This window comes from Brevibacillus brevis NBRC 100599, assembly GCF_000010165.1.
Taxonomy (GTDB): domain Bacteria; phylum Bacillota; class Bacilli; order Brevibacillales; family Brevibacillaceae; genus Brevibacillus; species Brevibacillus brevis_D.
The window spans coordinates 2,807,914-2,830,564 of the sequence record NC_012491.1 but is presented as its reverse complement, the minus strand read 5'-3'; the positions used below and the strand labels follow the sequence as shown (position 1 = coordinate 2,830,564).

The window sequence follows — 22,651 nt, the reverse complement described above, 5'->3', positions numbered from 1 at the left end:
TTCTCACCCTTTCTTCGTTATCGGATCAATTGGTAATCGCATGAGAAATGTTGTCCCCTTCCCATTCACTCCATCCTGTAGGGAGATTTCCCCTTGCCATTGTTCCACCAATTGTTGTACATAAGACAGTCCGATCCCTGTAGAGGGGTTGCCGGTTCGATCGTATTTCGTCGTAAAGCCTGGCTTGAACAGCAAGCCCTTTCTCCGTGGCGGTACTCCCGGTCCGTCATCGTTGATTTTGATTTCCACAAGATCGCCTATCCGAGCAATTTCAATGGAAATGGCTCCTGTTTGCTGGATGGCTTCCACTGCATTTGCCACCAGATTATTGATCAGGGAAAGCATCATAAATACATGGTAGAGCGGGTGTGTCCCCGTTATGAAAGCTGTGATTTGTATGTCCTTCTCCAACAAAGTTGCATACTTCATATTGCTTCGTCTGATAATGTCCACGAGCTGATGGATGTCCATGTAATCCGTAATGCTTTCATCCGATATCAGCTTGTGCAGCCCAGCAAAAATGCGTTGATTATCCTTTTTAATCTCGTGAACCTCGCCTGCGACAACCAATGCTTTCTTGGCAAAGCCTTCTACATTCGTGGCCACCTGTTCCTTATGAAGCTCCTGCAAGCCTTGGTACAACTCGAAAGACTTCATACTAATACTCTCTGCATTTTGCAGTGTTTTTTTCAGATGAATGGATTCCTCATATAAGGTAGAAATCAGCATCAGGATGTGTTCGTTCTGTTTTCTGGTCTGTTGCTCTCGCGACTGTGCCTCGTACAGCTTCATCATGTTGAGAAAACTAATCACGATAAAGCTGTGGGACAGCGCTATCACGAGCATTTCTTGCACCGCTCCCCATGTGAGGACGTTATTCAGCAGGACATGTTGCGAGAGAAACTCAATGAGGTCAGCCAATACCTCAATGACCATTCCCATTAATCCAACCAATATCGTCCTGTTGTGAATATGGCGTACTCCTGTTACATAAAACAGAACACAATAAGCGAAATAAAAGAAAAAGCTAGAATAATGCGCTTGGAGAGAATCCTCCCATGCTGAATGATTCCCGGCGATGAGGTCAATCACAATCCGGAAGCATACGACCGTAATCCCCGTCAAAAAGCCGGCGAAAACAGATGGAATTCGTTGAAACAGTAATAAAAAGAAGAAAAAGGTAGGAGCTCCAAAGCTAATTCGAAATGTCTCATTGACGGGATAAAATTTCAACTCCCCTGCCAATGGCACCGTAATAAGCATGAGGACCAATATATACCAATCCCGTTTTACTTGTGTCTGAACACGCACGCCTTTCACTTCCCACGTTGTTTCTTGATGCCCCTATCTATTTTTACCGAGGATCGCATGTAGGACAAGTAAAAAAAAATCTGAAACTCTCATGAATCAATCTGTGAGTTTTTGTTTTATTTTGTAGGGTGGTTGTAAAGTGATCATTATATGTATTTTCGTGAAGCATGGAAGCGCTTTCTCTTTCACTTCGCGTAAGAGCAATGTATTCGATTTTTGGGGGGACAGGCGTTGATTCAGCAGGTTTTACTCGTGGATGAATTAGAACAATGGGTGGAACAATATCGTTCCAAGGCATCTGAAGGAAGATGTGCCAGTTATATCCCTGCTTTGTACAGAACAGATCCGAATCAGTTAGGTATTTGTATCATCGAGCCTACTGGAAAAATGCACACCGCGGGTGACTGGGAAGCTCCTTTTACGATGCAAAGTATTTCCAAAGTAATCAGCTTTATTGCTGTTTGCTGCTACCATGGCATCCCTTACGTGTTGGATCGGGTAGATGTAGAACCGACTGGTGATGCATTCAACTCCATTATCCGACTGGAAATGAACAAGCCAGGTAAGCCTTTTAATCCGATGATCAATGCGGGAGCGATTACGACATCTTCACTCCTCCCTGGTCAAACACCGGATCATAAGTTGCGTTACTTGAATGCATTTTTCAGTAAAATCACAGGTGTGACGCCAATGGTGAACGAGGAAGTGTTTCTTTCCGAATGGGAAAACTCTCACAGAAACAGGGCACTCGCCCATTATTTAAAGGATACGGGCTATCTGGCCTGCGAAGTAGAAGAGGCTTTAGAGGTTTATCTAACGCAATGCTCGATTGAAGTAACCACCGAGCAAATCGCCTTGATCGGTCTCCTGTTGGCACTCGACGGCTTCCATCCGCTACGCAACGAACAAGTTCTCCCGAAAGATGTCGTCCGTTTAGCTAAAGCACTGATGCTCACTTGCGGCATGTACGATGCATCGGGCAAATTCGCCGCGAATGTTGGCTTGCCAGCAAAAAGTGGCGTCTCAGGCGGAATCATGACATTGGTTCCTCCTAACCGCAAACAACATTCACCGTTTCAAGATGGCTGTGGAATCGGTATTTTTGGACCTTCCATTGACGGTTGCGGAAACAGTGTGGCGGGCGTTTCTTTATTAAAACATATTGCTCAGGAATGGGATGTAACGATTTTTTAGAGAATACTAAGGAAACATTCATAACAAAATCCGAGGTGACACAATGCAACAATTTCTACTCGACGTAACAGCTTCCATAAACGATTTTTTGTGGTCCTATATTATCATTGTCATGCTAATCGCGTTAGGCTTGTTCTTTACCTTCCGGGGCAAATTTTTGCAAGTACGCATGTTGCCGGAAATGATCCGTTCCATTAAAGAAGGAAGAGCGAAAGACGATGGTGGCATCTCCCCTTTTCAAGCTTTCGCTATTAGTATGGCCGCACGTGTCGGCACAGGGAACATTACGGGAATTGCCATTGCCATTGCATTAGGTGGTCCTGGCGCCGTATTCTGGATGTGGGTCATTGCCATTATCGGTTCTGCTTCCAGTTTTGTTGAGAGTACGCTCGCTCAGATTTATAAAATAAAGGATAAGAACGGTTTTCGTGGCGGTCCGGCTTATTACATGGAAAAAGGGCTGAACAAACGTTGGATGGGTGCCCTGTTTGCTGTCCTGATCACCCTATCGTTTGGTCTCGTATTTAATGCCGTGCAATCCAACACGATCACGATTGCTTTTGAAAATTCGTTTGGGACAGATCGTTTGATAATAGGTATCCTCATGACGCTCGCATTCGCAGCTATCATTTTCGGTGGTGTAAAACGCATTGCGAAAATGTCTGAGTACATCGTCATTGTATTGGCTGTATTGTACATCGGGATGGCACTCTTCATTGTGATCATGAACATCTCCGAGATGCCTGCAATGATCGCGTTGATTGTGAAAAACGCGTTCGGCTTCGAACAAATCGCAGGAGGTTCTCTCGGTGCAGCGCTCATGCATGGCATCAAGCGAGGATTGTTCTCGAACGAAGCTGGTATGGGTAGTGCGCCGAATGCTGCGGCAACAGCAACGACAAGCCATCCAGTGAAGCAAGGTCTGATTCAAGCATTCGGTGTTCTATTCGATACCCTCGTGATCTGTACAAGCACAGCTTTCATCATTTTGCTGTCCGGCGCGTACACACAACAAGGACTGAGTGGCATTGAGCTGTCCCAAGCAGCACTGAGCATTCATATCGGTTCTTGGGCTTCTGGCTTCCTTGCCATTATGGTATTCCTGTTCGCCTTCAGTACATTGATCGGTAACTACTATTACGGCGAGACGAACATCGAGTTTTTAAAGACAAGCAAAGCATGGCTGATGCTATATCGGTTAAGTGTACTCGCCATGGTGCTGTTCGGATCAGTAGCAAAGGTACAGCTCGTATGGGATTTGGCCGATTTGTTCATGGGCTTAATGGTCATTGTCAACCTGATTGCGATCGCCATGTTGTCAAAAGTCGCCTATGCTGCACTACATGATTATTTGGAACAGAAAAAAGCAGGAAAAAATCCTGTGTTCTACAAGGACAGTATTGAAGGCGTCGATAATATTGAAGCCTGGGATGCTGCTCCATCCTCCAACAAATAGTTCTGCAAACCAAAAACGAGAAGCTTGCTCAGACAGCAGCTTCTCGTTTTTCATTTACAATCGCGGATCGATCTCCTTTTCCTTCGCCACTTCAAAGAGCATCGTTGCGACTACTTTTTGATACTCCGTATTTTCTGGAGAAATGTCGTCAAATGTAAAACCAAGCATCCGCTCACCCAGCCTGTGTTCCTGCATCGAAGTCTTGAGCTTTTGCGTAATGTTTTTCTGATTGAAAAGCTTGCGGTACTTGTGTGGGAATCGGTAGTCGTAGCCATAAATAATCGACAAGTACTCCGGATTGCGTACCTTCATGGCAGGAGCGACCTTCTGATTGATGAACTCTGGCTTGATCACGATGCCTTCCATTTTGTTTTCCAGTGTAATCGTGGAAAAATAAAGTGTCGCTTCTTCATACGCATTCAGCTCGGACAAATCGATCGTGAGGAAATGATCGTCATTGACGAAACGATACATATCGGATGTTTTCCAGTCGGGCAATTGCTCGTCCCCATTCAAATAGACGGTCTTTAGAATCGTAAAAGGCTTGTAGGCCAGCTCCCCTTCTCCTGCATAGAGCTCCAACTGTTTTTGGTAAATGTGATAGGCCTCCAAATGCTTGTCTACAGGAATGTAGCTCTCTTTGATTTCTCGCACATACTTATAGTTTTGATACAAGCTCGAACCGAATTTTTCCGTGAGTGCACTCTTGGATAGGTGGAACTGGTCTTTTTCAAATCCGCTCTCGTCATAGTTGTGAATGAGTTGGTGCAGCGCCTCTTCAAAGCCATTTTCCTGCAAAAATGCAAATTCACTCCGCAATGCGGATTCGATCGGTTTGAACTGCTTTTCGATCAAGCCCTTTCCTATTGCACTCCACGGCAACAATTCGCCATCCAGGATGAGCATCGCGATTTCATTTTGCTCCATGTATGCGCGGAACCTTGCATGCAGCTTGTCATAAATCGGTGTCAAATCAACCTGATGGATAGCATAACCGTTTCTGCTGATCGCAAAGCATTTGTCGCGATCAAGATGGAGATAGAGATTGCATCGCGAGCCCATGTATTTCGGCTGCAACACGACTTGATGAACGCCTCGATTCGCGAAATAATCCAGCCCCGCCTTCAACGATTCCAATTCCTGTGTCTCCGTATCCTTATCCGCCGGAGGCATCGTTCCAGAAATAAAATTGACCTTATTTTGCGAGCAGTAACGGAGTCGACGGAGTTCTTCCTCTTCCAAGTCTCCCATGGATACTTGTTTTTCTGCATGGAACAAGATCGGTAGCTCCTCAGTCATCACCCGATGCTCAGACTGAAACGATTTGAAAAACGGCTTGTGCGCGATCACGACTGAAGTTAAAGCATTTCCGTGCACACATCCGGTATCGAGATGAAGCTTGTTTTTCAGGCGAAACGTTTTTTGTGCCGCGATATGCCCAAAAATATGGTACGGATGGTTACTGACCGCTTCAACTGTCAAAAAAGCAAGCTGCTCTTCCAATGATGCTGTTCGGTCTATCCGATAATTGCGTTGGCGTCGCATCGAATTCGCATCAAGCTTTCCGATATATTTCCTTTTGCAGGGTGCATGTGTGACATAATAGGACGGCCCAGTTAATGCGTTCGATCGATAAAACGGCTGAGCCAGCGTATACAGGTGATTGAACTTCTCTGTTAATTCGGCGTCTTTTTCCAAAACGTGTGTGGAATCAAAATAAGTATCCAGTAACTGTGGGTCTACCCCTTTTAGTTCCTTTCGTAGGTACTTGTAGACAAAATTTTCGTGGTTCCCGAGAACGAACAAGAAATGCTCTTGGTTCGTGTATAGAAACTCGATGATCTCCCTCGTTTGCGCTCCTTTGTCGATCCAGTCCCCTGCTACGATGATTTTGGTATGCTGCACCTTGTCCGTCGAGATGAGACGATTGTCCTCGAGCTTGAATCCGTAGGTTTGCAGGAGACCTTTTAGTTCGTGGACGCATTCGTGAATGTCTCCGATGATGATATATGTTTGATCTTTGGGAAGGATCGTAGCCAGATAGGCATCCTTATTTTCGATCACGACCTCATAACGCGGATTTGCCACCTCATCTGCTAGTGTGTAAAAATCTTTGTGCCGTATCCGGTGAATGTTGTGGTACCCTTCTTTGGATAATGCCCGGAGAACCTCTTGCTTCAACCGGAGAATATGGTTGGTAATCAGTTTTTTCGACCGTTCGGATGCATAGTAATCTTCCCGATTGCGATAATCAAAGAGGATCACCTCCAAGCGGTAATTGTTCTCTACTGCAATGTCACGGACTTTCGAGCGGAAGTCTTCTGCTAGACCTGTTGTATCGACAACCACGAATTCGGCGTTGATCGGAAACGAGGTCACCAAGCGCAGCTTTTCATACAGGAGCTGAAATGCCTGCTCGCTGGCCTCCAGCATCACCTGATCATACTTGTCGTAATCATAGCCTAGCAGTTCCTGGCGAATGCTGTCCGAGGAAATGTATTGGACATTTGCTTTTACGTTTTTTTGTTCATCTTCAAACGAAAGCCTCGGCATGAGTACTTCCTTGGCAAAAGTCGTTTTCCCGCATTCGGTGGGACCGACGAGCATAAAAATCGTGTGAACCTGAGTCTGTAACAGCATCGTTACGCCCCCTTTCTCTGGACAATGACGCCTTGTGTGGTATGAATGTCGTTCACGCCGTCACCAATGGACACAAATTGCCCCTGCACCCCGGCTTCTTCCATGATCTCGGTCATCCATGCCTGGAACTCTTCTTGTCCCATTTCCCATTTATGATCGTCGTGGCGATAGCCTTCCAGCTCATAGAACTGATTAAAATCTGAATTGGGTGTTGTAATGATAAGCTGGTCAAAATCCAATCGTCTGCAGATTTGCTGGATGAGCGCTCTCGCTTCCTCTTTGCTCATATGCTCAATGACCTCAGTCATAATGACATCTACCTGCTCACCGTTGTAATCCTGTAAAAACTGATCGAGCGAGGGGAACAAAATGAGATTCGAGATTTCTTTTTCATCGGCCCTGCGTCTGACTAATTCCAGCGACTGTTCATCGATATCGATGGCATAGTAATACTGTGGCAGCTTGGTAGCGAACGGGATCGCATAAAAGCCTTCTCCGCAACCGATATCTACAATGGATTTGGTAAAAGGAAGCTTACTCGCGATGTAGTTCCTTCTCTGCAAACCGGTGCTGCCGTACTCCAATTGAATGGGATAGCGGCTCGTCTTCTCAATCTCGGTCTTGTACTTGCGATAGCGCTCTCTGGTTGTCAGGAAGTTGCGTGCGAACAGGCTACGTATGTAAAAAGGTGCGTCGATGACATGGATGCTTTTGATGTATTTATCCAGGATGTTATCGGATATATCGATGTACTCTTTTCCAAACATACTCAAGAATAGACAGAGCACACTTACGACGTGGAGAAGCTGGTGCAGACTCGTTCTCGTTGTGATAGTCAGAGCGTAGCTTTTATCGGCGTGATGCTTGAGTTCAAAGGTGAAGTCCTTCAGGTGCTTCTCAAAAAAAGTAAGATACAGCAAGCGTTCGATGTGAATCATGTTGATGAAAAACACATGCTCATACCCTTCTGCATCCTGCTCGTTGTGTTGCTTCATCGCTGCAGAAAAAAATTCATTGATCGCATTTAACGGGAACAAGGGTGTATTGTAGCGGGAGACATTCAAATATTCAAAATGCTCTTGTTCGGATTGTTTGTAGGAAACTTCATTTTCTGCATCTTTAAAGTAAACGTTGTATGTATCCGTATTGGAAAACCATCCGTAAGCGATGCCTTTTCGAATGGATCGTAAACTCATTCCGGAATTCGGATTTTTCTTGATCATGTACGAAAAATCCGGGTTCTCTGATCGTAGCTGAACAATGGCCATACGTTGTCTCACCTCTGGAAATGAAGAATGAATATCTATTGACAATTTTCACCTTTCCATCCCGTGCTGAACAGGGTATAAGTATTACGACCTTCCAAAAATGGTCGGAACATTTGCTTCGAATTGCTGTTCTTGGTATGGTGAAATCCGCGATAACAAACTAGCGGGAGGTGCGTCAGATGTCTTATTACAAGCCGATTGAGATCGCTCGCGAGCTACATATTAGCACGAGTGCTTTGCGTCATTATGAATCATGGGGAGTCGTTCCTGCTCCTGATCGTGCAGACAATGGTTATCGACTGTATACAGAGATCCATCTTGCCTATTTCCGTTGCCTGCGCGCCATGTTCCCCGGCTTCGGAGTTGCTATCACCTGTGAAGTCCTTCGATCGATTCAAAAAGCGGATATGGATGCTGCCTTTTGGCTCGTGAATAAAGAACAGGCCAATCTCCAACAAGAGAAGGTCGCAGCAGACCAAACACTCGAACTTTTGGAAAATCTCGACGTCTCCTTGCCCTTAAATAAAAAGTGGCGAAACCGCATGACGATTGGTGAAGTCGCTGCTTACACAGGAGTCACCACGTCTGCGATTCGCCATTGGGAAAAAGAAGGCTTGCTCGTACTGCCACGAGATCCTGAGAACGGCTACCGCCAATTCACTCCCATGGATATACGAAAAATTTTGCTTATCCGCACATTGCGCAATACGGTGTATTTTTTAACGAACATGAAAGAAATCGTACAAGCCGTCGAAAATCAAAGTATGGAGCAGGCGAAAAAAGTGACGGCAGATGCGATCAAAAGCATTCATGATCGCAATCGCCATCAGATGTTCGGGGTTAGGCGGTTGGTTGAATTATGTGAAGTACTGGAGCTCGTGTGATTATCTTCCGGTAAAACGCGGTGATGTCTTGTCTAAGAATGCTTTGGTTCCTTCCCGGAAGTCTTCGGTGGATGCCACGAGTCCGAAGTAATCTGCGCCAAGAAGTGCGGACTCCTCTACTGTCAGGTTGCTTCCTCGATGAATCGCGTCCCACGTTAGTTTCACTGCCAGCGGAGACTGAGACAAAATTTCTTGGAGAAGCTCCTCTGTTTCTGTCAGTAGCCGCTCACGCGAAACGACCCGATTTACCAGTCCTATGCGGTGTGCTTCATCCGCATCTATCGCTGCTCCTGTAAGAAGCAACTCCGTGGCACGGCCTTTTCCTATTAGCCTGGGGAGTCTGGTTGTTCCACCAAAGCCTGCCACTGCTCCAATTCGTACCTCTGGATGTCCCATTTTGGCATGTTGAACCGCAATACGCAGCGTGCACGATTCAGCGATTTCAAGGCCCCCGCCTAGCGCATAGCCGTTAATCGCAGCAACGACTACTTTTCCCAACGATTCGATTTGACTGGTCACCGAAACGGCCAACTGAGCAAAATCCCTTACTTCCATCGGTGTCGCCTGATGCAGGTACGAGATGTCGGCTCCGGCCGAAAATGCTTTTTCTCCCGCCCCTGTAAGGATGACCGCTTTCACACTGGTATCGTTTTTGATCCGGTCCAAGATGGTCGAGAGCTGATTAAGCACATCTCGGTTCAATGCATTCAATGCCTCTGGTCTGTTTAGCGTCAGGGTCACGATTCCTTTCTCATTTTTGAATAAAACAACCTCTTCAACGCTCATCTTTCCATCCTCCCATCGTTTTAGAAGCTACAGAATAATCAAGCATTTTTCGACCTTACAAACTTCTGGGTGATACACACATACTTTGCTTTCCAAATGAAAATTCCTTCTTCTTCCATATACAAAAAAAGGATGACCCCGGAGCTTCAACCACCGAAGCACCATTACGGTCATCCCCTTTCTTATTTCTTTTCTACAGCATGTCCGCCAAATTCATTGCGCAAGGCTGCGACCACTTTTCCGTGGAATGTATCCTCGTCCAACGAACGGTAACGCATCAGCAAGGACATCGCAATCACGGGTGTAGCTGCCTGTAAATCCAGCGCAGTTTCCAGCGTCCATTTTCCTTCCCCGGAAGAATGCATGACCCCACGGATTTCATCAAGCTTGGCGTCTTTTCGAAAAGCTCGCTCTGTCAAGTCCATCAGCCAGCCTCGAATGACGGAACCATTTGCCCATACGCGTGCGACCTCGGCAAAATCGAAGTTATACTGGCTTTTCGCAAGTACCTCAAAGCCTTCCCCAATCGCCTGCATCATACCGTATTCGATTCCGTTATGAATCATTTTCAAGAAATGGCCGCTGCCCGCTTCCCCAGCATACAAATATCCGTTTTCGACGTTAATGTCGCGAATCATTGGCTCGATATGAGAGAATGCTTCCCGATCTCCACCAATCATCATGCATGCTCCGTGGCGCGCTCCCTCCATACCTCCGCTCGTTCCTGCATCCATGAAGTGAATACCTTTCTCTTTCAAGCGTGCATAGCGATCTAGCGATTGCTTGTAATGGGAGTTGCCACCGTCAATGACAATATCTCCTACAGCTAGCAAGGTAGAGAGCTGATCGACCAATTGATCCACGATCTCTCCTGCCGGTACCATCAGCCATACTACGCGAGGTGTCGGAAGCTTCTCCATAGCGTCCTCCACCGAAAATGCTGGAATCGCGCCTTCATGACTCAACTCTTCTGCACGCGTAGAATCTACATCATAGGCTACGACCTCATGTTGATGCGAGAGCAAATTAAGCGTGAGATTGTACCCCATTTTTCCTAATCCGAGGATCGCAAGTTTCATATCGTGTACGTCACTCCTTTTTGGATCATATCCGTTACCACGTATTATAAGACAAAAATTTTCATCTTTCATTAAAAATGGAGAAAATTTTTTCGAACCTATGAAAAGGAGTCTGATTTTCCTTATACTATCAGTACAGATTCACAATGGAACGTTAGGAGGTACCTATTGATGAACGCTTCCACCCCACATGCTCCTCGTGTGCTCACGCAATTACGCGCCATCTATACACAATTAAGCGGGAAAGAACAACAGATCGCCGACTATATTTTGGAGCATGCCAGTGAAATTATTCACTTCTCGATCACGGAGCTAGCTGATCAATGCCAGTGTGCAGATGCTACCGTATTTCGTCTGTGTCGCAGGCTTGGATTTCGCGGCTACCAAGCATTCAAAATCGCCTTGGCGAGTGAAGTCACGAATCCGAAGCAAACGATTCACCAAGAAATCAACCTCGACGACGATGACGTCAGTGCGATTGCTGAAAAAATTTTCACAGCAAATATCGAGACGATTCGGGATACGCAGCAAATTATCAATAAAGATGAGCTAATGAAAATCGTCTCCTGTTTGGAAAACGCAAGCCGGATCGAGTTTTATGGCTCGGGAGGCTCAGCCGTCATCGCACAGGATGCGTACCACAAATTTATGCGGACAGGCATTCCTTGTCTCTATCATTCTGATGCACACTATCAAGTGATGTCCGCCTCGCTGCTTACCAAAGGTGCTGTCGTTGTAGGCATTTCCCATTCTGGGTCCAATAAAGATATTTTGGCAGCCCTTCAGGTTGCCAAGGAAGCCGGAGCAAAAACAATCGGCATCACGAGCTATGGAAAATCTCCTCTTGTGCGCCTGGCAGACATGTGCTTGTACACGACTTCACGCGAAACGGTATTTCGTACAGAAGCCCTGTCGTCCAGGCTTGCTCAGCTCAGCTTAATTGATCTGCTCTATGTAGCCGTATCCTTACGGCGCCAGGAGGATACGATCGCCAATATCCAGCACATTCGCGAAGCTATTTCACTCAAACGCCTGTAAATCAGGCGTTTTTTCTTTTGCTTGCCTACTCTTGCAACTTGCAGGAGAAAAATGCAAATCATACAAGCAACGTGTAAAGTGTTCAATTATGAAATAATTTTTTTCTTTATGCTTAACAAATGAAAAAAATTTCGATATAATCGCGTTATCTCCATGACAACACGTTGAAAGCGTATTCAATTAGGGGTGACTTCTATGACGCAAACCTACTTTATCGGGCTTGATATCGGTACGACCAGCACCAAAGCAATTGTTTTCACTCCTTCCGGTGCCATCCGCGGTACGGGTAATATCGATTATCAGCTACTCGTTCCCCAGCCGTCTTGGGCTGAGCAAGAGCCGGAGACGATTTTTGCTGCTGTCATTCAGGCATTGAAGCAAGCACTGGAGCATGCAGGCATTGCTAAAAGCGAGATCGGTGGTATTGGCTTCTCTACTGCCATGCACAGTTTGATCGCTGTCGATCCGAGTGGCAATCCCCTGACGAATAGCATTATCTGGGCTGATAATCGGAGCGTGGCACAGGCAGATCGACTAAAAGCCGACGGTGTCGGTCATCAGATTTACTTAGCGACGGGCACGCCCATCCATCCCATGTCTCCACTGCCCAAAATCATGTGGCTACGGGAGAACTTGCCGGATACGTTTCGGCGGGCAGCCAAGTTTATTTCGATTAAAGAGTATGTCATTTATCGGCTGTTTGGTGAGTACATCGTTGATTACTCCATTGCTTCTGCTACGGGGCTGTTTAATCTGAGAAAGCTCGACTGGGATGAGGAGGCACTCCGAGTCGCAGGCATTTCCAAGCAACATCTCAGTGAACCTGTACCAACTACTCATATCCTGCGAGGAATGAAGATCCGTTATGCGGAAGAGATCGGGATCGATCCAGATACACCTTTCGTTGTCGGTGCGAGCGATGGGGTTTTGGCAAACCTCGGCATTGGAGCTATTGACCCCGGACAAGTAGCCATCACGATTGGCACGAGTGGCGCAGTAAGAACGGTTGTTCCAGAGCCGATCACGGATCCAAAAGGACGGACTTTCTGCTACGTGCTGACGGAAAACCATTGGGTGATAGGTGGACCCTCGAACAACGGTGGGATCATGCTTCGCTGGTTCCGAGACGAATTCAGTTGGCCCGAAGTAGAAAAAGCCAAACAGCTCGGCGTTGATCCCTACGATGTTATGATCCAAGCTGCTGAGCATGTTCGAGCTGGTGCAGACGGGTTGCTCTTTCTCCCCTTTTTGTCGGGCGAACGAGCTCCGTACTGGAACGCACAAGCAAGAGGCTCCTTCTTCGGTATCGGCCTGCATCATAAGCGCGAGCATTTTATCCGAGCTGTTCTCGAAGGAATCTTGTTTAGCGTCTACAGCATCGGTATCGCCCTGCGCGATCTGGCAGGTGGAGCCAAGGAAATCCGAGCATCGGGTGGTTTCGCCCGCTCGCGGGAATGGCGGCAGATCATGTCCGATATGTTCGGGTATGAAGTGCTGATTCCGGAGAGTCATGAAAGCTCGAGCTTTGGTGCCGCTCTTCTGGCGATGCATGCATTGGGAGCGATGGATCATTTGCAAGATGTGAAAAAAATGATTCATATTTCGCATCGCCATGAGCCTGATTTGGAACGATCCAGTGTCTATTTGGAGCTTTTCTATATATACGAGCGTGTTTATTACAACCTGCTGGAAGAGTACAAGCTGATAGCCGAATTCCAAAAGCGGTTGAACAACTAGAGACAACAACTAGGGAGGGTTCATCATGCCACTCGTCATTACACTGCTGTCCATCGTCTTCCTGCTCGTTCTGATTACCCGCTTCAAACTGAACCCCTTTATCGCACTGTTATTGGCCGCAGGTTTTGTGGGAATCGCATCCGGCATGCCGCTTGTAAAAGTTGTGGACTCCATCAAGGATGGGATGGGTGGCACTCTCGGTTTTATCGCGATCGTGCTAGCCTTGGGAACTATGCTTGGCAAAATGATGGCCGAATCTGGCGGTGCCGAGCGCATTGCCCGTACGCTCATCAACCGCTTCGGTGAGAAAAACGTACACTGGGCCATGATGTTCGTGGCGTTTATCGTAGGGGTTCCGGTATTTTTCCAGGTTGGTTTTGTACTCTTGATTCCGCTCGTGTTTACGATTGCCAGACAAACAGGGGTCTCCCTTGTCAAAATCGGAATTCCGCTCGTAGCCGGCCTTTCCATCGTTCACGGGATTGTGCCGCCTCACCCTGCTGCTATGGCCGCTGTCGATCTGTTCCAAGCAGATGTCGGTAAAACGATTCTGCTCTCCCTCATTGTCGCACTGCCTTCCGCGATCATTGCAGGACCGATCTACGGTAGCTGGATTAGCAAAAGAGTCAAGGCCAGCATCTCTCCAGAGCTCGCTTCCCAGTTGGCAGAGCCAAAATCCGAGCGTGACTTGCCTAGCTTTGGGATCACCGTCTTCACCGTCTTGCTCCCTGTGCTGTTGATGTTGTCTGCAACGGTTGCGGATGTGACTCTGCCAAAAGAACATACGATTCGCCAATGGGCAGATTTTATCGGAAGCCCGATTACGTCTCTGTTGATTGCCGTGATTGTTTCCTTCTGGACACTCGGGTTCAACCGTGGTTTTACCAAAGACGATATTCTCAAATTCACAAATGATTGCTTGGCTCCAACTGCGACAATCTTGCTCGTCATCGGCGCAGGTGGCGCATTTAACAAAGTTCTACTGAACAGCGGTGTGGGTGACTATATTGCCGAGCTTGCTACGGCATCTGCGATCTCCCCTATTTTCCTGGGCTGGCTGATCGCGGCCCTGATCCGTGTGGCAACTGGCTCTGCGACCGTCTCCATGATGACGGCAGCCGGTATCGTAGGTCCTATCGCGCTGCAAATCCCTGGAACAAGCCCGGAGCTTTTGGTACTGGCAACAGGTTCTGGCTCCCTGATCCTGTCTCACGTAAATGATTCCGGCTTCTGGCTGATCAAGGAATACTTCAATATGTCTGTGCCAGATACACTGAAAACGTGGACAGTTATGGAGACCATTCTTTCTGTTGTGGCAATTATTTTGATCATGGGACTGTCCTATATCGTGTAACACAAAATGAAAAACAGGTCTTTCCATCCATATCACTGGAGGTAAGACCTGTTTTTCTCTGGCTGGGTAACCTGCTACTTCATTCGTTTGGCAATCGTCTGTGTTTAAAAAGAGAAAAACTCTCCCGCCAGCCTGATTCCCGATAAATGGCTCTTGCTCAGGTTTGGATGCTTTTGCAAGCAAGATCGTAGTGCCAACAGAACCAGGCGGAGATACGGCTCCTCCTGCTTAAAGGTTTTTTTTGGAATGAAAAGATAGGTTTGGGACACACTATGCCTTGGGGCTGCACGTTTGATATAGCAGAGCTTCCCAACACTAATCGAGGGAGTGACAATCTTGGCTACGAACAACGAACGCAATCACAACGATGCTATCGGCAACGACGAAGCGAACATGACAGGCAGTGGAGCCGGTGAAGCTGTAGGAACAGTTGGCGGTGCGGCAGTAGGTGCTGCTGTAGGTTCTATTTTAGGTCCGCTTGGTACCATTGCAGGTGCCGTTGCCGGGGGTGCAGTTGGCAACAAAATGGGGGAAAATGTGTCGGCTGACGCCAATGACACGTTTGGTGCTACGAATAATGATGCCAATAGAGACCGAACAGAATAAAGCAAGCTTCTTCTGTTTCACAAGACGGGGTGCAGGGGCAAACCTGCACCTCGTTCCATTAGCTGATGTAGAAAATAAGGCCTTTTTCTTTCTCTGCTGCTCGCTTAAAAAATGCTTGAATAGATTGAAAATGATGAAACATGTACGCGAAAAATCCTTCCGCTTCATCTCCCTCGTGAAGTGGGTACACATCATTTTCTACCAAGGTAGGAAAATGGTACTTCTCTTTTAGAGCTGACTCGGACATATTGGCAATGGCCTCATACGCTGCTTTTACCTGTTCACTATGTAAATAGAATGCGCCAAACTCTCCGAATTCAACTGCTTGGTCCGTTAATAAAGGTACCACATAGCAAAATGGAGGCTCTCCATCCATTAATTCTCCGCATAAAGTATAGGGAATGGCTTGCCACGTTTTATCTATATCCAGCATATCCTCTTCTTTCAGCTCTACCTCATATAAATCGATCGTCCCTGCAATCCATGAATCGATCATCTCGTCATTTGCTATCATGTAATTGCCACACATACCCATTCTTTTTCTCCCCCTTACTTCTTATTTAAATAATCTTCTACTGATTTTCGCAAATACTTGCCTCTCGCTTCTTCGGTCATCTTTTTCATTTCTTCTTGTTGTTCCTTATCAGCTTTTCTTTTTTTGCGCTTATCTTCCCTTGCCTCCAATGTTCTTTTCCCATTTCTGTTCGTTTTGTTTTTACTGTCTGTTTTTTTGTCATTATGATAATATTCCATGCCAAAATCATACCCAGTTATCGAATGCACTACTTGTAAGCTACGAAATATTTTCTCTTTATATAGAGGATAGAGCTCATTTACTGTGTCCTTGTATAAATCCCTTCCGATTCGATGGTTTTTTATCCATGTTAGAGTTAAGGTCTGTGCCTCTAGTATTTTGTTATACTGGGCCATTTTTTGTTGAGCACTCTCTATCTCATCCTCTTTCTTATTGTCTAATTCTTCCACCAACATGGCGAACTCACTTGCTATGGTATCGAAGTCCTCTTTTTCTTTCTCAAAGCTTTCCTCTTCTTCTTGTTGTACATCAAAAAATGGGTAATAATCCGCCTCTATTTCCTTAAGTATCTCGTATTCATTTCGAATTTTGTTTTTATTTAATTGATAAATAAATAGACATTTTTTCTCGTCTCGTTCGTCTAACAGGGAAATGCCTTCTGGAATTAATCTCATTTTTTCTGGCTTTTCTACATCACCAATTTCTTCAATCTCATCGATAAGAATTTTGTTTCGTTTCAGTTTGGCTGGTATGATTTCCAAAACATTGGTGGACGAAGCTTGCCCCTTTTTCACCTCACCAAAATGAGCTACTGCATTCGCTTCGTCTCCCTTCCATTCTACCGGTTTTTGATTTTTCAAAAAGTCTGTAGGTAATGATTGATGCATAGAATAGCGAATCCCTTTCACTTTCGTCGCCTCGAAGTTGTTGGAATCAATGTCATAGAGCTCCTCATTTCCGTCCTTATCGGAAAATGCGAGATTAAATCTTGCTGTGTGGCTTTTTCTCGTAAAATCCAAATTCCCTTCATCCATTGTTTGAGAAAACTGTTCGAAAGAAGACTCTCCCTCTGTTGGACTGGCAAATTTCCAATTCTCTTCATCTTTCTTGCTCATTTCCGCCTTAGCATCCCATTTAAACGGAATCCTGACTGGTAGCTGAATTTCCCATGGCTTCGTTGAATCGACTTGCTTCAAAGCACCTAGCTTAACCAATTGTTCTTGATCCACACGAAAGTTCCATTGATCGTATTTCACCTCAACAGAGTATGTATACTCCGTATATCTTGCCGCTCCACGTAGCATTTTTTCAATCGTATTGTTATAGGAATGCTCGTTGTTTTTCACATCCTGCGGGGCTATATTCCACGCTTGGTTCGCTTCGATTCCTCGTACAATCTGATAACCGACCAAGTGCCCCCCATCGTATGCGGTTTTGGCTGCAGCATTTTTTCCATCCCGTATCAATCGCTCTTCTGTACCCAGATTGCCAATCGCACTTACAACAGAATCGCCTTTACGATCCTTTCTCGATGTGCCTTTTTTTACGATAGCAGTAACGGAATGAGGACGATCACATGTATCTCCTAATACTTCTGTCTTGGAAAAGAAGTTTTTATTTACGTTGTCCTCTCCATATGTATCTTTCAATACGCCCAAAAAGGTAGGGAGGCCTTTATCTGCTCGAACAGCAGTAAATTGACCTTCGTTATTTGGATTGTTAGCATACTCATCTTTTGTGTAATCGGTTGGTTCAATATCCTTAAATTTGCCTTGTATGACCGGTTGGTTATTTCTTTGCTTTTGATGTAACTGGATCATGGCTTTGTTTCCGATTTTTTTGGCGAGCTGTAAGACATGGGGTGCAGCGCTTTTTGGGGTTGGGGATAGCGAATAATTTTCAGGGGTTTGCCGATAACTTGATTGCGATTCGTGATTTTGGAAAAACATCCCGTCACCTGCCATACAATCATTTATAGAATCTAATCTTTTCTTATCATATCAAATTCTGTCTTTATTCCCAATCTGTTTGAATGAACACGAAGAAAGGCCGACGACTCACAAAATAAGTCATCGGCCAACTCCTTATTTCCCCACTGAAACATAGGATTGCTCGCTGGCTTTCTTTTTCGGGGCTTTGGCATCGCCTTTCTTCTGACTCATTTCAAAAGCTGCCAATATCGCCTCTTGGCGCTTCATGCCGGATTTCTCCAACTCCTCCATTGTGGAGACGATTTGCTTGTAATCTTTTGGAATGACTTTGACAAACTGTTGGACGGTTCGTTCCCACTCATCGAGCAAAGCTTGTGCATGACGGCTACCTGTGTGGTTGACGTGGTTCTCTAGCAAGCGTTTGACTCGAGCGATTTCTTGTTGATCTTCCAATGACTCCAGGAGTACCATCTCCTGATTACACATCGCAGCAAATTTCTCTTTATCCTCAGCCAGCACGTAAGCAGTACCACCTGACATGCCTGCTGCAAAGTTTTTGCCGACGGGGCCGAGAACGACGACGCGTCCCCCAGTCATGTACTCGCAGCCATGGTCGCCTACTCCCTCAACGACTGCCGTCACTCCGCTGTTGCGCACGCAGAAACGCTCACCAGCCATGCCGTTGATATACGCTTCTCCAGAGGTCGCTCCATAGAACGCAACGTTACCGATAATCATGTTGTGTTCGGGAGCGAATTTGCTGTTTTTCGATGGTGCGACCGTTATTTTGCCGCCAGACAACCCTTTTCCGACGTAGTCATTTGCATCTCCCTCGAGATGAAGCGTGATCCCTCGTGGAACAAATGCCCCGAAGCTTTGACCTGCCGAACCCGTAAAATGCAGGCGGATGGTATCCTCCGGCAGACCGTGCTCGCCAAAGCGTTTGGTTACCTCACTGCCCAAGATCGTACCGACCACGCGATTCGTATTGGTGATGGCGAGCTTTGCCTCTACCTGCTGCTGTTTACTCAATGCTGGCTTGCACAGCTTGAGCAGTTTTTGACGATCCAGCGTTTCTTCCAGCTTGTGATCTTGGTTGCGCTGATGATAGCGGCCCACATTCTCGGAGACATCCGGATGGAACAAGAGCGCAGACAAATCAATGTGCTTGGCTTTCCAATGTTCTTTTGCCTTGTCGTTCATCTTCAGGACATGGCTCTGACCAATCATCGACTCGATGGAGTGATACCCCAGCTCCGCCATGATCTCACGAACTTCGCGGGCAACGAGACGCATGAAATTCACGGCATGCTGCGGATCGCCTTTAAACCGTTTGCGAAGCTCGGGATTTTGTGTGGCCACACCCACTGGACATGTATCGAGGTGGCAAACACGAGCCATGACACAACCAATGGAAACAAGTGGAGCTGTAGCGAAGCCGAACTCCTCCGCTCCGAGCAAAGCTGCAATGACGACATCGCGTCCCGTCATTAGTTTGCCATCGGTTTCCAGAACCACACGGTCGCGCAGCTGGTTCAGCAAGAGCGTCTGGTGTGTCTCTGCAAGGCCGAGTTCCCATGGCAATCCTGCGTGCTTGATGCTTGATTTTGGGGAAGCACCTGTGCCGCCATCGTGTCCACTGACCACAATGACATCTGCAAGACCTTTCGCCACACCAGCCGCAATCGTTCCAACTCCCGCCTTGGATACGAGCTTCACGCTGATTCGTGCTCGCGGATTCGCATTTTTCAAGTCAAAAATCAGCTGTGCCAAATCCTCAATCGAGTAAATATCGTGATGAGGAGGCGGCGAAATGAGTCCAACTCCTGGTGTCGATCCGCGTACTTCAGCAATCCATGGGTAGACCTTGCTTCCTGGCAATTGACCGCCTTCGCCCGGCTTTGCCCCCTGTGCCATCTTGATCTGGATCTCAGCGGCATTGACCAAGTAATGACTGGATACGCCAAAGCGTCCGGATGCGACCTGCTTGATGGCACTGCGTCGCAAATCTCCGTTTTCATCCATGATGTAACGCGCCGAATCTTCCCCGCCTTCCCCGCTGTTGCTTTTCGCACCCAAACGGTTCATAGCGATTGCTAAGGTCTCATGTGCTTCCTTGCTGAGAGAGCCGTATGACATCGCCCCCGTTTTAAAACGATGAACAATGGAATCAACAGATTCTACCTCACTCAGCGGAATCGGCTGCCGATTGGACTTGAAATCGAGCAAATGCCGCAGGGCTACGAATTGCTGGGCTGTCGCTTGCTCTGCATAGATTTTGTACTGCTCATAGCTACCTTCCCGACAAGCTTTTTGCAGGGCATGAACCGTCTTTGGGTTGAACAAGTGAAACTCACCGTCACGGCGGAACTGAAAATCACTGCCTGCCTCCAATCCTTCCTCGGAATGCTCCGGCAAAAATGCTTTTGCATGGCGAATCAAAGTCTCTTGCGCAATTACATCCAGTCCAATCCCCGAAATCTGAGAAGGGGTACGGCTAAAATAGCGATCGATGACGGCAGAATGAATGCCCACCGCTTCAAAAATTTGTGCGCCACGGTAGCTCTGAATGGTCGAAATGCCCATCTTGGACATGACTTTTACGACACCTTCAACGGCTGTTTGCAGGTAAACCTCGACTGCTTCGTCGCTCGTAATCTCCTTCAGCTTTGCCGATACAGCCAGATTGCTTACCGTTGAGATGGCGACGTATGGGTTGATCGCATCGGCACCGTACCCAATCAGCATGGCAAACTGGTGTACATCACGCGGTTCACCGGATTCTATGATGATGCTCGCTTTGGTACGTGTCCCTGCGCGGACGAGATGATGGTGAAGTCCACTTCCAGCCAGCAAGGCAGGCATCGCGGCCAACTCTTGATTCATTCCGCGATCTGATAAAATCAGCAAGGTGTAGCCGGCAGCAATCGCTTCATCCGCCGCAGCGAACATTTGATCAAGTGCCAGTTCTAGCCCGTGTTCGCCCCCTTGGGCCGGGAAGAGTATCGACAATGTTTTTGCCTTGAACTCTTGGTATGGGTTCGCGCGAAGCTTCGCCAGCTCTTGATTAGAGATCAACGGATTGGACAAACGAATTCTGCGGCAATTGCTCGCATCTGGTGCAAGCAGGTTTCCTTCCGCGCCAAGTACAGTGTGGGTCGATGTGACGCAAGCCTCCCGCAACGCATCGATCGGCGGATTCGTGACTTGGGCGAAAGACTGTTTGAAATAGTGGTACAAGAGCTGTGCGCGATCAGACAGTACCGCGAGTGGTGTGTCTACGCCCATCGAACCAATGGGGTCTTTCTGCTCAGCCACCATCGGGGCAAGTACCTTGTCGACTTCCTCCTGTGTATAACCAAATGCTTTTTGATACGCAAGCAAGCTATCTCCTTGCAGCTCCTCCATGCGACCCGCTGACGGCAAATCCTCGATAGCATGTAGGTTGTTTTTCACCCACTCCCGGTATGGCTGTTCGCTTGCGATTTTTTGCTTGATTTCCTGGTCAGAAACGATTCTGCCTTCCTCGAGATCGACAAGCAACATCCGTCCCGGACTCAGCCGGCCTTTCTGAACAATCGTTTCATCTGGTACTTCGAGAACGCCAACCTCCGATGAGAAAATGATGGTATCATCGGACGTCACATAGTATCTCGCCGGTCGCAAGCCATTTCGGTCGAGAATCGCGCCGATGATTCTGCCATCCGTAAAAGAAATAGCTGTTGGACCATCCCACGGCTCCATGAGGCAGCTGTGATACTCGTAAAAAGCTTTCTTATTTTCGTCGATTTGCTCATCCTGATCCCACGGTTCAGGAATCATCATCATTGCGACATGTGGCAAGGAGCGACCTGCCAGCGAGAAAAACTCCACGCAGTTATCTAAAATCGCCGAATCACTACCCAACATATCAATGACTGGCACCACTTTTGCCAAATCAGCACCAAACGCATCGGACTGGAACATTTTCTCACGAGCCATCATCCAGTTCATGTTTCCTTGCAAGGTGTTGATTTCCCCGTTGTGAATCAAATAACGATTCGGGTGTGCCCTCTCCCATGTAGGGAATGTGTTCGTACTGAACCGGGAGTGAACGACTGAGAAGGCAGAAGTGTAAGAATTATCTTGCAAATCTAGATAAAAAGCATCCAGTTGTCCTGGTGTGAGCAATCCTTTATAGACAATCGTACGCGAAGACATGGAGGCGGCGTAAAAATCAGCACCTGTTGCCCGTTCCACCTGCTTGCGAATGACGTACAGCTTCCGTTCAAATGCCATTTGGTCCTGCATATTCGAGCTGGCTCCGATGAATACTTGGCGGACATACGGCTGACTCGCTACAGCCGTTTTGCCGATTTTCGTCGCATCGACAGGAACGGTTCTCCAGCCGAGCAGCTTTTGTCCCTCTGCTGCGACAATCTCCTCCAGCTGCTCTTCATACTTTTGCCGTTTCGCTTCGTCCATTGGAAGAAACAGCATACCTACACCGTATTTGCCTGGGTGCGGTAGCGTGATATTCAGCTCTTTACAGGTCTTTTTGAAAAAGGCGTGTGGAATTTGCGTTAAGATTCCGGCACCGTCTCCCGTTTCCGGATCACTGCCTTGACCGCCGCGGTGTTCCAGTTGGCACAGAATTTTCAGACCCTTTCGGACCATATCATGCGTCGATTTGGATTTCAAATTGGCAATAAAACCAATTCCGCAAGCGTCATGTTCGAAAATCGGATCGTACAGACCTTGCTTAGCAGGCATTCCTTGTGTCGTCATGTATCTCCACTCTCCTTGCTCTCTCTGGTATGTACATTTTAGATTGAGTGAAACGATACAAACAA

The 22,651-nt window shown here is 47.0% G+C and carries 15 protein-coding genes and 1 pseudogene; 7 read left to right on the top strand and 9 right to left on the bottom strand.

The genetic code is table 11. From position 1 onward, the window contains the following. Positions 1–3: 3 nt before the first annotated feature. Complete coding sequence (locus BBR47_RS13925; protein ID WP_050763858.1) at positions 4–1,263, bottom strand: ATP-binding protein; 1,260 nt, start codon at positions 1,261–1,263, stop codon at positions 4–6. A 264-nt stretch (positions 1,264–1,527) separates the two neighbouring features. On the opposite strand from BBR47_RS13925, the gene BBR47_RS13920 reads away from it, so the two are divergent. Together BBR47_RS13920 and BBR47_RS13915 are read left to right on the top strand one after the other, a co-directional pair. After that, positions 1,528–2,505, top strand: a complete 978-nt coding sequence (locus BBR47_RS13920) for a glutaminase (protein ID WP_015891036.1) — start codon at positions 1,528–1,530, stop codon at positions 2,503–2,505. Between the two features lie 43 nt (positions 2,506–2,548). Next, positions 2,549–3,961, top strand: coding sequence for an alanine/glycine:cation symporter family protein (locus BBR47_RS13915; RefSeq protein WP_015891035.1), 1,413 nt, complete (start codon positions 2,549–2,551; stop codon positions 3,959–3,961). A 54-nt stretch (positions 3,962–4,015) separates the two neighbouring features. Here the strand turns inward: BBR47_RS13915 and BBR47_RS13910 are convergent, their stop codons facing one another. Both BBR47_RS13910 and BBR47_RS13905 read right to left on the bottom strand, forming a co-directional pair. Then, a complete protein-coding gene (locus BBR47_RS13910) occupies positions 4,016–6,601 on the bottom strand; it encodes a metallophosphoesterase (RefSeq protein ID WP_015891034.1) in 2,586 nt (861 codons plus the stop codon). A 2-nt stretch (positions 6,602–6,603) separates the two neighbouring features. Continuing rightward, the gene (locus BBR47_RS13905) at positions 6,604–7,869 is read right to left on the bottom strand and encodes a class I SAM-dependent methyltransferase (RefSeq protein ID WP_015891033.1); all 1,266 of its coding nucleotides are present in this window, start codon (positions 7,867–7,869) and stop codon (positions 6,604–6,606) included. Positions 7,870–8,048: 179 nt separating this feature from the next. Here BBR47_RS13905 and BBR47_RS13900 point away from each other — a divergent pair, with 179 nt between their 5' ends. After that, the gene (locus tag BBR47_RS13900; protein WP_015891032.1) at positions 8,049–8,753 is read left to right on the top strand and encodes a MerR family transcriptional regulator; all 705 of its coding nucleotides are present in this window, start codon (positions 8,049–8,051) and stop codon (positions 8,751–8,753) included. Here the strand turns inward: BBR47_RS13900 and BBR47_RS13895 are convergent, their stop codons facing one another. Both BBR47_RS13895 and gnd read right to left on the bottom strand, forming a co-directional pair. Next, positions 8,754–9,539, bottom strand: a complete 786-nt coding sequence (locus BBR47_RS13895) for an enoyl-CoA hydratase/isomerase family protein (RefSeq protein ID WP_015891031.1) — start codon at positions 9,537–9,539, stop codon at positions 8,754–8,756. 182 nt (positions 9,540–9,721) lie between these two features. Next, positions 9,722–10,618, bottom strand: coding sequence for a phosphogluconate dehydrogenase (NAD(+)-dependent, decarboxylating) (gene gnd, locus BBR47_RS13890; RefSeq protein WP_015891030.1), 897 nt, complete (start codon positions 10,616–10,618; stop codon positions 9,722–9,724). 171 nt (positions 10,619–10,789) lie between these two features. Between gnd and BBR47_RS13885 the strand changes: the two genes are divergently transcribed. From BBR47_RS13885 to BBR47_RS13875, 3 genes are all read left to right on the top strand, one after another. Continuing rightward, positions 10,790–11,656 (top strand): MurR/RpiR family transcriptional regulator, encoded by an 867-nt coding sequence (locus BBR47_RS13885; RefSeq protein WP_015891029.1) that lies wholly within the window; start codon positions 10,790–10,792, stop codon positions 11,654–11,656. Positions 11,657–11,851: 195 nt separating this feature from the next. Continuing rightward, positions 11,852–13,393: a gluconokinase gene (gntK, locus tag BBR47_RS13880; protein WP_041749414.1), complete on the top strand. Its 1,542-nt coding sequence runs from the start codon at positions 11,852–11,854 to the stop codon at positions 13,391–13,393. 25 nt (positions 13,394–13,418) lie between these two features. Further along, complete coding sequence (locus BBR47_RS13875) at positions 13,419–14,747, top strand: GntP family permease (protein WP_015891027.1); 1,329 nt, start codon at positions 13,419–13,421, stop codon at positions 14,745–14,747. 93 nt (positions 14,748–14,840) lie between these two features. Here the strand turns inward: BBR47_RS13875 and BBR47_RS30875 are convergent. Next, a pseudogene (locus tag BBR47_RS30875) lies at positions 14,841–14,963 on the bottom strand (VOC family protein); the annotation flags it as partial. Positions 14,964–15,074: 111 nt separating this feature from the next. Between BBR47_RS30875 and BBR47_RS13870 the strand changes: the two are divergent. Next, positions 15,075–15,353, top strand: a complete 279-nt coding sequence (locus tag BBR47_RS13870) for a glycine zipper domain-containing protein (protein ID WP_015891026.1) — start codon at positions 15,075–15,077, stop codon at positions 15,351–15,353. Between the two features lie 58 nt (positions 15,354–15,411). Here BBR47_RS13870 and BBR47_RS13865 read toward each other — a convergent pair whose 3' ends face one another. The 3 genes from BBR47_RS13865 to gltB form a co-directional block, all read right to left on the bottom strand. After that, positions 15,412–15,888, bottom strand: coding sequence for a YfbM family protein (locus tag BBR47_RS13865; protein WP_015891025.1), 477 nt, complete (start codon positions 15,886–15,888; stop codon positions 15,412–15,414). A 14-nt stretch (positions 15,889–15,902) separates the two neighbouring features. Then, positions 15,903–17,837, bottom strand: a complete 1,935-nt coding sequence (locus tag BBR47_RS13860; RefSeq protein ID WP_041749412.1) for a hypothetical protein — start codon at positions 17,835–17,837, stop codon at positions 15,903–15,905. A gap of 135 nt (positions 17,838–17,972) precedes the next feature. Further along, positions 17,973–22,586 (bottom strand): glutamate synthase large subunit, encoded by a 4,614-nt coding sequence (gltB, locus tag BBR47_RS13855; protein WP_015891023.1) that lies wholly within the window; start codon positions 22,584–22,586, stop codon positions 17,973–17,975. Positions 22,587–22,651 lie beyond the last annotated feature (65 nt).